At 62.9% G+C, this 12,261-nt stretch carries 11 protein-coding genes; 5 read left to right on the top strand and 6 right to left on the bottom strand.

From position 1 onward, the window contains the following. Positions 1-448: 448 nt before the first annotated feature. Positions 449-1,372, bottom strand: a complete 924-nt coding sequence (locus AC52Q4_RS07135) for an ATP-grasp domain-containing protein (protein WP_495536110.1) — start codon at positions 1,370-1,372, stop codon at positions 449-451. 97 nt (positions 1,373-1,469) lie between these two features. On the opposite strand from AC52Q4_RS07135, the gene AC52Q4_RS07130 reads away from it, so the two are divergent. Beyond that, positions 1,470-2,033, top strand: coding sequence for a dihydrofolate reductase (locus tag AC52Q4_RS07130; protein ID WP_495536109.1), 564 nt, complete (start codon positions 1,470-1,472; stop codon positions 2,031-2,033). Between the two features lie 197 nt (positions 2,034-2,230). Next, entirely contained in the window at positions 2,231-3,574 is a 1,344-nt protein-coding gene (locus AC52Q4_RS07125) for an OmpP1/FadL family transporter (protein ID WP_495536108.1), read from the top strand. 236 nt (positions 3,575-3,810) lie between these two features. On the opposite strand, the gene rho is transcribed toward AC52Q4_RS07125, so the two are convergent. Further along, a complete protein-coding gene (gene rho, locus AC52Q4_RS07120) occupies positions 3,811-5,067 on the bottom strand; it encodes a transcription termination factor Rho (RefSeq protein ID WP_495536107.1) in 1,257 nt (418 codons plus the stop codon). A 219-nt stretch (positions 5,068-5,286) separates the two neighbouring features. Further along, on the bottom strand, positions 5,287-5,613 hold the full coding sequence (gene trxA, locus AC52Q4_RS07115; protein WP_495536106.1) for a thioredoxin TrxA: 327 nt from the start codon (positions 5,611-5,613) through the stop codon (positions 5,287-5,289). A 312-nt stretch (positions 5,614-5,925) separates the two neighbouring features. Here trxA and nudE point away from each other — a divergent pair, with 312 nt between their 5' ends. After that, positions 5,926-6,489 carry an ADP compounds hydrolase NudE gene (gene nudE / locus AC52Q4_RS07110; protein WP_495536105.1) on the top strand — a complete coding sequence of 188 codons (564 nt, stop codon included), beginning with the start codon at positions 5,926-5,928 and terminating at the stop codon, positions 6,487-6,489. A 5-nt stretch (positions 6,490-6,494) separates the two neighbouring features. Next, entirely contained in the window at positions 6,495-7,316 is an 822-nt protein-coding gene (cysQ, locus tag AC52Q4_RS07105) for a 3'(2'),5'-bisphosphate nucleotidase CysQ (RefSeq protein WP_495536104.1), read from the top strand. A gap of 71 nt (positions 7,317-7,387) precedes the next feature. On the opposite strand, the gene AC52Q4_RS07100 is transcribed toward cysQ, so the two are convergent. Next, positions 7,388-9,871: an ABC transporter permease gene (locus AC52Q4_RS07100; RefSeq protein WP_495536103.1), complete on the bottom strand. Its 2,484-nt coding sequence runs from the start codon at positions 9,869-9,871 to the stop codon at positions 7,388-7,390. Positions 9,872-9,881: 10 nt separating this feature from the next. Beyond that, entirely contained in the window at positions 9,882-10,571 is a 690-nt protein-coding gene (locus tag AC52Q4_RS07095) for an ABC transporter ATP-binding protein (protein WP_495536102.1), read from the bottom strand. Between AC52Q4_RS07095 and AC52Q4_RS07090 the strand changes: the two genes are divergently transcribed. Then, positions 10,570-11,241, top strand: coding sequence for an arylesterase (locus AC52Q4_RS07090; RefSeq protein ID WP_495536101.1), 672 nt, complete (start codon positions 10,570-10,572; stop codon positions 11,239-11,241). The two genes, AC52Q4_RS07095 and AC52Q4_RS07090, sit on opposite strands and share 2 nt — an antisense overlap. Here the strand turns inward: AC52Q4_RS07090 and AC52Q4_RS07085 are convergent. Next, positions 11,159-12,261, bottom strand: a 1,103-nt coding sequence (locus tag AC52Q4_RS07085) for a 5-(carboxyamino)imidazole ribonucleotide synthase (protein WP_495536100.1), incomplete at its 5' end; no start/stop codon positions are given. The genes AC52Q4_RS07090 and AC52Q4_RS07085 overlap by 83 nt on opposite strands.

Raw genomic sequence — 12,261 nt, 5'->3', positions numbered from 1 at the left:
AGCCCCGGCTCCGCTGCTCGACCTCGCCTGACGACCTGCGTACATGGGTGTTTTTCGCAGCGCACTTAAGTCATTGTTGTGCCAATAAAATATGGAATCATGTGCGTAGGCACTGTCAAAGTCGGGTCTTACACCGAGACAGCTTCCAATCATCTTTTGGCGCCGCCGGACGTACAATTGGCGGGCTCTGCTTACGACGCTATATAGAATCTACCGTGGAAAATTCAATGGGCATGCGCAGGATCTCCCGTATGCCAGGCTCATGCGACTGTCGAGGTGGGCGATGGCCCGGCCGAGCGGTTCCGTACAATCGCCGGTCCGCAAGTAGGGGCAGCGGTAGAGCTCCCGCGTTTGCTCTCGGTAAACTTCAACTGCCTATATCCGAACACGTAAGCGGTGGCAGTTCGAACGGGGGCGTTTGCAATTCGCGACCTGCTGCTGTTCTTCGTCACGTCCCTTCTTCCTCGAAATTGGTTCGCACCCCGCGTGAGAAGCGGAAGTCAAGCAGCTGCATCGCCTCACGGAAGTGGTCGATCAATTCCCTGCGGCTGTTTCCGCCGAGGAATAGGTCCGCAATCTCGAAGCTGTAGCTGTCCTGGTTGCGCAGCTCCGAGAGCTGCATGCCCTCATGCAGAGGCGTCTCGAACAATGCCTCCGGGAAAGAACTGTGTAGCCACGCCACGTCCTGCTCTGTAGGCAACCGGGTGACACGCGCGTCGTCGTAGACGCGTGGCATGAACTTCGCCGCATAGCGATAGCGCCCCTCCCCGCGGGGAAAGTTGGGCTTACGCCCGAGGGCCACGTCAATGGCGACCTCGTGATGAGAAGCGCCGTCCACCATCTGAAACAGCGGCGAATGCGACTTCGAGATGCGCGGATTAATCTCGAGTAGCTTCACGTCATCGCGTGTTTCGTCCCAGAAGAACTCGACATTGAACGGCGTGTCGTCGAGACCGATGTGGCGGACGAGGCGCTCGGTCCCAGAGACCATACGCTCGATGATGTGCTCGGGCAGCTCGGAAGGATAGTGGTAGCCAACGAAGCTTACTGCATTCGGGCCGCGCAGCGAATCGAGGACGGCATAGACGTGAGGCTCACCGTCCGGGATATAGCCTTCCAGCGTACAGCCGCGGCCACCGATGATTCCCTCGGCAATACAGTAGCCGCCTGCGAGACCGGCACGTCGTGAGCCGAGACTCGCTCGCTGCAGCGGCCTATCGAACGGCTTGGCGAATTTGCCGATGGCAGGCCGTATCCGTTCAAGCGCATGGCGCAGGTCATCTGCGTTGTCGATGCGGAAGCCCAACGTACTCGAGAACGCAACGACTGGTTTCAGCCAGAACGGATACGGTAGCGGCGGATCGTCGAGCACGGCGTCGTCCGCCGGGTCGACAAGGACTACAGTAACTAAGCAGTATTCTCTATATTGCGTGGGTCTGACGCATCGTCTGGGACAACAACGTATTCGAATGAACAGCAATTCTCATCGAAGCATCATTTCCCTGATCGCCGCCATGACCGAAAACCGGGTCATCGGCCGGGATCACGGTTTACCCTGGCGGTTGCCGGCGGACATGCGCCATTTCGTCGCCCTCACCCGCGGCAAACCCGTCGTTATGGGCCGTCGCTGCCATGAAGCCATCGGCCGAGCGCTGCCGGAGCGGCACAACATCGTACTCAGCCGGGACCGCGCGTATCGGGCAGCCGGCTGCAGCGTTGTGCATGACCTCGAAGCGGCTTTGGCTGCCGCCGCGCCGGCGCCTGAGATCATGATAATCGGCGGTGAGCAGATATATCGGTTGTTTCTCCCGCAGGCCGACTGTCTTTACCTGACCCTGATCCATGAACGAATCGACGGCGATACGTTCTTCCCGCCACTCGAGGAAGCCGAATGGCGGGAATCCGACCGCCGCGAACGCGCCGCCGATAACGACAATGCCTACCCGCTGACGTTCCTCACGCTCATTAGAGGGAGCCGCGAGTTCCCGCAAAGCGGCACGCCGGCTCGGCCATCCGGCGCGAAAGAGAGCTGATCCACACGCGTATTTCGTTACAGTGACGCTCTTCATAGAATCCGTGACCAGCCTGTATACCCTCACCCTGCACGCCCATGGCGAGCCGCCGATCGACAGAACTGGGGCGCTGGAGGGGCACGTACCTGCATATACGTCACAGACTCGGTGCGACAAGACGCATAACGTTTCACGGACGAACAAGGAGGCGGATGTCAATGAATGTCAGGTACCGAGGATGGGTGAGACCGTTTGCGACGATCGCTTTGTCGGCATCGGTGGGAACGGCGGCGGCTTCCGGCTTTCAAATGCGCGAGCAAAGCGCCAAGGCCTTGGGCAACGCGCTTGCCGGCGCCAGCGCCGGCGCCGAGGACGTCTCCTACATGGCCTATAATCCGGCAACGCTGGGTCGCCTTTCCGGCAACCAGATAGCGGGCAACGTGAACTACATCGACCCCGAGATCAAGCTCAAGCAGGCGCAAGCGAGCACGGCGCTGGGCACCCCCATCCAGGGCAGCACCGAGGAGGGCGATGTGAACGCGCTCGTGCCGTCATTGGCCGCCAAATGGCGTGTGAACGAGACGGTCGACGTGGGAATCGGAGTTTATTCCTTCTGGGGTCTAAAGACCGACTACAACCGCAGCTGGATTGGCCGTTACCAAGCCGTGGACACCAGCTTGACGACCCTCGCCATCAACCCGGTATTAGCCTTCAAACCGACGCCGAAGCTCTCGCTCGGCGGTGGGCTGATCGCCCAATACGCCGATGCGAAGCTGAGCAACGCCATTGACTTCGGCACGATCGGCGCGGCCGAAGGCGTGCCGGGCGCCAGTCCCGGAAATCAGGATGGCTTCGCCCGCGTCGACGGCGACGACTGGGGCTTTGGCTTCAACCTCGGAGCGTTGTACCAGCTGACCGAAAGCACACGGGTCGGAATAGCCTACCGCTCCAAGGTCGAACATACGCTCAAGGGCGATGCCAGCTTCACGCGAGACCAGGCGGGTGTCGCCGATGTGCTCGGCGCGGCACTCGGCGGCGCCTTCGCCGATACGAACGGCAAAGCGAATCTCACGACTCCGGCCACGGCGAGTCTCGGGGTATTGCACGAGGTCAACGAGCGGCTCTCGCTGATGGCCGAGGTCCAATGGACGGACTGGAGCCAGTTCGATCGTCTCGTCGTGGAGTTCGATAACAACACTCCGCCCAGCGTGACCGACAATGCCTGGGAAGATACCTGGTTCGCATCGATCGGCGCGAGTTACCGGCTCACGGATCGCTGGCTGCTCCGCGGTGGCCTCGCCTACGACCAATCCCCGCTGCCCGATCCACGTCACCGCACACCGCGGATACCGGGGTCGGACCGTAAATGGGTGGCCCTCGGGGCCACGTACACGCCCGTCGACAGTTTCGACATCTCCGGAAGCTGGGTGCATGTCTTCCTCAACGACGGCGAGAGCAATCTCAAGGCCAGCGACGAGGGCAACGGCGCACGAGGCAACTTGAACGGGACTTATCAAGTATCAGCCGATGTCTTTGCGCTTCAGGCGAGCTGGCATTTCTGAGTGACTCTGCGGGAGGACGGAGCAAGTGGCGCGCATGCGCCACAACAGCGGGTGCCGCCGCCATGGAACATGGCATGGCGGCCTCTGCCCGGAGGCTGGAGCGCCCGGTTATCATGCGCCGGGAAGGGAGTCACAATGCGGGATGCTGAAAAGCCGATCGACGTTTTGTCGTTCCGCGCTGCGGCGGACATTCTCTCGCCGAAATGCATCAGACCAACGGGTCGCGCCGGATTGGCTCAGCGCTTCATGTATTCGAAGAATTCCTGGTTGGTCTTGGTGTCCTTGAGCTTGTCTAGAAGGAACTCGATTGCCGCGAGTTCGTCCATCGGGTGCAGCAGCTTGCGCAAAATCCAGGCTTTCTGCAGCTCGTCCGGGCTCATCAGCAGCTCTTCACGCCGGGTGCCGGAGCGATTGATGTTGATCGACGGATAGATGCGTTTCTCCGAGATGCGCCGATCCAGATGCAGCTCCATGTTACCCGTGCCCTTGAACTCCTCGTATATGACATCGTCCATCCGGGAGCCCGTCTCCACGAGCGCCGTGGCGATGATACTGAGCGAGCCGCCTTCCTCGACATTGCGCGCGGCACCGAAGAACCTCTTCGGCCGATGCAGCGCGTTGGCGTCCACGCCGCCCGTGAGCACCTTGCCGGATGAGGGCACGACCGTATTGTAGGCACGTGCCAAGCGGGTGATGGAGTCGAGCAGGATCACGACATCCTTCTTGTGCTCGACCAAGCGCTTGGCTTTTTCGATCACCATCTCCGCCACCTGCACGTGCCGATTGGCGGGCTCGTCGAAGGTCGACGACACCACCTCGCCACGCACCGAGCGCTGCATCTCCGTGACCTCCTCCGGACGCTCGTCAATGAGCAGGACGATCACGTAGCACTCGGGATAATTGGAGGTGATGGACTGGGCGATATTCTGCAACATCATCGTCTTGCCGGCTTTCGGTGGCGAGACGATGAGACCGCGTTGCCCCTTTCCGATCGGCGCGACCAGATCGATTATCCGCGCAGTGAGGTCTTCGGTGCTGCCGTTGCCGCGCTCCATCTTGAGTCGCACCTTTGCGAACAACGGCGTGAGATTCTCGAACAGCACCTTGTGACGAGCCGCTTCCGGCTTCTCGAAATTGATCTCGTTGACCTTGAGCAGCGCGAAATACCGCTCCCCTTCCTTGGGCGGGCGAATTTTTCCCGCAATGGTATCGCCCGTGCGCAAACTGAAACGCCGAATTTGGCTCGGTGAGACATAGATGTCATCCGGCCCCGCCATGTAGGAGCTATCGGCAGAGCGCAGAAAGCCGAAGCCGTCCTGGAGAATCTCCAACACCCCGTCGCCCCAGATATCCTCACCCTTTTTAGCCTGGGCCTTGAGGATGGAGAAAATGACATCCTGCTTTCGCGAGCGGGCCATGCCCTCAATTCCGAGGGACTGGGCAATCTCCACCAGCTCGGTGGCGGGTTTCTGCTTAAGTTCCGTGAGGTTCATTGCTCAAGTGCTTCATGGGTTGGGTGGGTCTAAACCCTGCGCACGGGGTCCCCGACCGCCTGGCGCTGGTCTCCAGACGCGTTGAGCGCGTCATATCGGATTTAGCGGCCGCGACCACGGTCGTTAGACCCGGGGGGGGCGCGGCGGCTGCATAAAACGGACTCGGCCTATCAGCAATTGAAACGGAGAGGGCGACCTCGATCGGCCGCCCCGGCGAAATCAGAGGTTGCTGTCGAGAAACGCGGTGAGTTGGGACTTGGACACCGCGCCCACCTTGGTCGCCTCCACCTCGCCGTTCTTGAACAGCATCAACGTTGGAATCCCCCGAATACCGTATTTCGGTGGTGTTTCTGGATTATCGTCAATGTTCAGCTTGATGATCTTCAGCCTGCCAGCATACGCCTCGGCCACCTCGTCGAGAATGGGAGCTATCATTTTGCATGGGCCGCACCATTCTGCCCAGTAATCCACGAGAACAGGCTCTGCGGCCCTTAATACCTCTTGTTCAAAGGTCTCGTCCGAGGCATGGACGATATTTCCGCTCACGGTTGGTAACCTCCAAAATGCTGCCGTCGGGAGAGGTTTGAGTGTCTCAATGTATTCGGCTTGGGGCGAAAACGACTGGCTGGAGCGGGGGTCTCGGGGATACGTCGCGCTGACTGCGCGTATAATTTTGAAAAAGTCTAACGAGCATCGCAACCCCTGTCAACGCCAGAGCGCCAGTCTCGCGGCTTGCCGAGGCGATGGAGCCCACGGTGCAAACTGATTTTTGACAAGCCCATAGTGATCGGCAACAGCGATGCCACACCTCATGGCATGTGTACAATACGCGCATATCGCGCTGGAGCCTCTCGAAGTATGCCACGCAAACCGATCACCGTGCAGCGACGCATTGTCGCCCGCTCCCGACTGTTCCAGGTGGAGGCGCTGAGCTTGCGCTTTGCCAACGGCGTAGAGGCGGAGTATGAGCGGCTCACGCCGGCGGCGGGCTCCGTCGGCGCGGTACTGGTCGTGCCCGTTTGCGAGGACGACACGGTGCTGCTCGTGCGTGAATACGCCGCGGGAACAGATCGTTACGAGCTCGGCCTACCCAAGGGCCGAATAGAACGCGGCGAGGAGCCGCTAGCGGCAGCCGGCCGTGAACTGCGCGAAGAGGTGGGCTATGCGGCGGCGAGGCTCACCCCGTTGCGACTATTGACGCTCGCGCCCGCCTACCTATCCCATCAGACGCACGTAGTGCTGGCCGAGCAGCTCTATCCGGACGGCCTCGAGGGTGACGAACCGGAAGCCCCCGAGGTGGTATCCTGGCCTTTGTCCGATCTGGCGGGCTTGCTCGCCTGCGAAGATTTGACCGAAGCGCGGACGATCGCCGCTCTTTTCATGGTCCGAGAACACCGCCTAAGGCAGCGTCTGGAGATGTGAACCGCATGGACGTCGAGCATCGTACACAGTTGATCGAACCCCTTACCGTTCTGGTCAAGGAGGCCGGCGATCGCATCATGGAAATTTATCAGCGCGATTTCGCCGTGGAGGCCAAAACGGATGAATCCCCGCTCACCGAGGCGGACCGCGCCGCCCATGACGAGATACTCCGTCGGCTCCAAGAGTTGACACCCGACCTGCCGGTATTATCCGAGGAGGGAGGGCTGCCTGATTATGAACTGCGCCGGCAGTGGCCGCGGTATTGGCTGGTGGACCCGCTGGACGGCACCAAGGAGTTCGTCAAGAAAAACGGTGAGTTCACGGTCAATGTCGCCTTGATCGAAGACGGTCACCCCGTGCTTGGTATCGTGCATGCCCCGGTACTTGCGACCACTTACATCGGCAATCGGGGGGCGGGCGCCTGGCGTATTACCGACGGGGCTCGTACCGCGCTGCGCACGCGTGCGCTTCCGCACGGGCCGTTGACCCTAGTGGTCAGTCGATCGCACCGGGGCGAGGCGGTAAACCGTCTGCTCGAACGCCTCCCGCCCCACGAAACCCGCTCGGTGGGAAGCTCGCTCAAGTTTTGCTTGGTGGCGGAAGGCGAGGCGGATCTCTACCCGCGCTTCGGCCCGACCTCGGAGTGGGACACGGCAGCGGCCCAGTGCGTCGTGGAAGCGGCAGGCGGCCGCGTGACCCGGGTCGATCTACGCGCCTTGACCTACAACACGAAGCCCTCGCTGCTCAACCCGGATTTTCTGGTCTTCGGTGATCCGGACTGGGATCTGCGCCCGTTGCTCAGTGACTTCGAGGTGCACACGCGCTGATATTCGGCAAATCGCGCAGATCGTTACGCTTTGGCTACACTCACTCGCCCGGCTCCTAAAATAATGGACGCTTATTCCGCCTGACGCAGCAGGCGCATGGGCGAGACATTGTGATATCGATAACCACCCCCCTCGGCGGCGAGGTAAACCACCACCGCTCCGAGGACGGCGCCAATCGGAATGGCCACCCAATCGGGCTGATAGGGAAGCCCGAACAATCGCTCCGCCACGAAATAGCCGGCCGCCGTGGCGGTAAGGCCCGCCAAGCTCCCAGCGACGCTCCCCACGAGGATGAACTCCAGGCACAGCATGCGTCTCAGGTGACCGCGCGTTGCGCCCAGCGCACGCAGGAGCGCGCTTTCGAGCCGGCGCTCCTCCCCCGTGATTTGCAGGGCCGAGAACAATACCAAGAGCCCCGCAATGAGCGTCATCAAGGCCATGATTTCCACGACACGACTGCCCCGATCGATCATCTCGCGCGCCGTGCGCAGAAGCGCCCCGACATCGATGACGGTGACGCTCGGGTGCCTGCGCACCAGTTGCGCCATGAACTCGGCGTTGCCGGGCGGGAGATAGAAGCTCGTGATCCAAGTGGTCGGAAAACCTTCCAGCAGCCCGGGGGGCGTCAGCACGAAGAAGTTGACGTTGAAGCTATCCCAGTCGACCTGGCGCAGGTTGGTCACCGTCGCGCTCACGCTCTGTCCGGCCACCTTGAACGTCAACCGGTCGCCGAGGCGAATCCCCAAGGACTCGGCGATGCCCTCCTCGACCGAGAGCTGAGCCCGGTTCGCGGGCTCGGCTTCCCACCAGCGCCCGGCGATCACCGCGTTGCCGGCGGCTGGGTGCCGCGCCTGGGAGAGATTGAAATCACGTCGAACCAATCGCTTGGCGCGATCCTCAGTGTAATCCTCCGCGGACAGCGCTTGGCCGTTACGCGCCTCGAGGCGAGCGCGGATCATGGGATAGAAGCGCGGCCGCACCCCCACTTGTCGCGCCAACAGCTTACCGATCTCGCCCACCTCGCCGGGCTGGATGTTGATCAGAAACTGATTGGGCGCATTCGCCGGTATGCGGTCGCGCCAGGCGGTTAAGAGGTCACCACGCACAACCACCAGAAGATAGAGGGCCATCAAGCCCAAGCCCACGGCGGCAATCTGCAACACCGATGTGCCCGAGCGCCGCGTCAACCCACCGAGCCAAAGCACACGGCCAACACCGGCGTGACGATGCCATTGACGCACAGCCAGGATGAGCGCACCCGCCCCGAGCACCAGCACACCGAGGCTACCGAGCACCGCCGCAAAGACATACACGGCCAGCTCGAGATCGGCCGCCTGCCACCACATGAGAGAAAATACCAGTGCCAGCGCCAACAGGTAGGACAGGCCGCCTCCGAGCAACGCCCGATCGGCCTCCCGACGCAGCACCTGTAGCGGTGTGACCTGCCGCAGGCGCAGCAACGTCGGAAGAGAAAAGCCCAACAGCAAGGCCAATGCCATCAACCAGCCGAGCACGATCGGTCCGACGCCGGGAGGCGGCAGCGCCGCCACCACGAGCCCCGCGAGCGCCGCCAACATGACGAGATGCACCAGATAGCCGATCAATGCGCCGAGCGCCCCCGCGATGATCCCGAGCCAAAACAACTTGCCGGCAAGCAGTCGTAAGACCCGGCCGCGCGTCGTACCGAAACAACGCATGAGCGCCACGCCAAGGATCTGCCGTTCGGTGTAATGGCGCGTCGTGAGGAGCATGGCGACGCCAGCCACGACAACCGTCAACAGCGCCGCCAGGCCAAGAAACCGCCGTGCCTTTACAATCACGTCGCGGACGCCGGGCCGCGCTTCGCTCGGCTGCACCAGTTCCACATCGCCTGCCGCGCGCGAGCCGACCCATTCCGTGTAGCGTTGCAGTTGCGACGGCGGACCTGCCAGCAACAGCTGATAGCGCACCCGGCTCGCTGGCTGAACCAGCCCGGTGGCGGCGAGGTCGTCCCAATTCAAAAGCACCCGGGGGGCCAGGCTATAGAAAAACCCGTTGCGATCCGGCTCCAGGGTGATCAGACGCGCGATGCGAAGCTCGCTCTCGCCGAGTCGAATGCGATCCCCTACACGCAGATCGAGAATGGTGAGCAGCCGCGGTTCCACCCAGACCCGGCCGGCGCCGGGAATGCCTCGACTCGCGCGCTCCGCCGCCGAGCGCGTATCGCGCACACGCAGCTTTCCGCGCAGGGGATAGTCCGGCTCAACCGCCTTTACCGAAACCAGCTCGGTACGCCCACCGGAGAGCACGACGCTCGGGAATTCGGCGGTACGCGCCGTACGCAGACCCCAGGCCCGCGCCTGCTGCCGCCACGCCTCGGAGATCGGTTGGCTGCCGCGCAGCGCCAGATCAGCGCCGAGCAACTCGGCGGCCGGAGCACGCGTTGCGGCACTACCCAGCCGCTCGGCAAGCCAGGCAACCGAGGTCACGGCCGCGACGGAGACGACGACCGCCACAGCGAGCAGTCGCAACTCCCCGGCCCGCCAATCGCGCAACAACAAACGCAGGCTCAGCACGGCGGAACACTCACCTCAGCGCCTCCAGCCGCCCCTCGCGCAGCTGCAGCACGGCGTGGCAGCGCTCGGCGAGCGAGGCGTCGTGCGTCGCCAGAACCAGGGTGGTTCCGTGCGCCTCATTGAGCCCGAAGAGCAGGCGACTCACGCGCTCGGCGGTAACTTGATCGAGATTCCCGGTCGGCTCGTCGGCGAAGAGCAATGCCGGCGGGGTGACGAACGCCCTTGCGAGCGCCACGCGCTGCTGCTCGCCGCCCGAGAGCTGAGCCGGATAGAAGTGCAGGCGTTCGGAAAGCCCGACCGCGTCCAACGCGGCGCGCGCCTGAGCACGGGCCTGGGCTTCGCCGGCCAGCTCGCGGGGCAGCATGACGTTTTCTAAGGCCGTGAGCCCCGACAACAGATGGAAGGATTGAAACACGAACCCCACGCGGCCCGCCCGCAATCGCGCGCGCTCGTCCTCATCCAGCGCGGTCAAGTCCACCCCGTCGAACCATACTCGCCCGGCGCAAGGCTGCTCGAGACCGGCGAGCAAACCCAGCAGGGTGGATTTGCCGGAACCGGAGGCACCCAAGATGGCAACGGCGTGGCCGCGCGCGATGTTAACATTCAGATTCTCGAACAGGGTTATTTTGCCCTCCGGCGCTGCGAAGCGCATGGTAAGGCCCTCGCTGGCGAGCATGTCCACGCGTGAGGTGGTATCCATGATCCGCGGACTCCTGATGATTCTACTGCTACTGCTGGCGGTGCCGGCGATAGCGAGTGACCGGGTCATTCTGGTCCTCGGTGACAGCCTCAGCGCCGCTCACGGCATCGATCAGGATGCCGGGTGGGTCGCCCTGCTGGGCGCGCGTTTGGATAGGCACGGATGGGGCTATCGAGTCGTCAATGCCAGCGTGTCCGGCGACACAACGGGCGGCGGGCTCGCGCGACTGCCGGACGCGCTCGATCGTCATGATCCGGCCATTTTAATCGTCGAGCTCGGCGGCAATGATGGCCTGCGCGGCATACCGCTCGCCGAGATCCAAGCCAATCTGACGCGCATCGTGCGCCTGGCGAAACGCCGCGGTATCCGCGTCCTGCTCCTCGGCGTGCGGCTGCCGCCCAATTACGGCGCGGGCTTCACTGAGCGCTTCCAGGCGCTGTTCCGAGACGCGGCACGCACCGAGGGTATCCCGCTGGTGCCGAAAGTGCTCGCCGGAATCGCAGAGGACGCCGAGCTTATGCAGGCCGACGGCACCCATCCCACCACGGCGGCACAACCGCGCGTGTTGGCCAATGTCTGGCCAAAGCTCAGGGCCTTGTTGCGGCCAGCTTCGCGCGCGCCGCCAGCACCCGCTGCGCGGCACTCTCCCGATCCGGGCCGTATGCGGTAAGGTGCCCCATCTTGCGCGTCGGATGAGCCTCGCGTTTGCCGTAGAGATGCAGTTTCACTTCCGGGTCCGCGCAGACAGCCGCCCAGTGCGGCTCTCCATGAGACCAGATCTCGCCCAACAAGTTCGCCATTGCACACGGACGTAGCAGCTGCGTGGACCCCATGGGCAGGCCGCAAACCGTTCGCACCTGCTGCTCGAATTGGCTGGTGATACAGGCATCGAAACTGAAATGCCCGGAGTTGTGCGGCCGGGGCGCCAACTCGTTGACCAGCAAGCCCTGATCGGCCGTGACGAAGAACTCCACACACAACACGCCGACCACGTCGAGCGCTTCCAGAACCCCGCGCGTAATCTCCAGCGCCTGAGCCTCGAGACCCCGCGGCAAGTCCGGCCCCGGGATGGATAGATCCAGTATGTGATTGCGATGTCGGTTCTCGATGACCCCATAGTGCGCAAACGCGCCGTCGTGGCCGCGCGCGGCGACCACGGAGACCTCGTGCTGGAAATCGACGAAACGCTCCAAGATCGACTCCACGCCCCCGATCGCCGACCAAGCCGCCTGCGCGTCCTGCGGCGCGTTGATTCGCGCCTGTCCTTTGCCGTCGTAGCCGTACCCCGCCGTCTTGAGCACGGCCGGCGGGGGGATGCGTTCGAGCGCCGCCGTCAATTCCTCGCGCGACTTGACCGGAAGAAAGGGAGCCACGGGAAAGCCGTTAGCGGCGAGAAACCCTTTCTCGCGGCAACGGTTCTGGGTGGTATGCAGCACCTCGCGCCGGGGTCGAACCGGAACGTAATGCGCCACACGCTCAGTGGCCACGGAAGGGACGTTCTCGAACTCGAAGGTAATGACGTCGACTTTGCGTGCGAAAGCCGTCAGGGCCGACAAATCCTCGTAGTCGGCATCGATTTCAAGATCGGCGACCTGCCCGGTGGGGGTTTCCCGATCCGGGGAGTAGGCGTGCACTCGATAGCCCATGCGGCGAGCGGCGATCGCGAACATGCGCCCGAGCTGCCCACTGC

The organism is Nitrococcus sp. (assembly GCF_059432795.1).
This window is presented reverse-complemented; position numbering and strand designations above follow the sequence as displayed.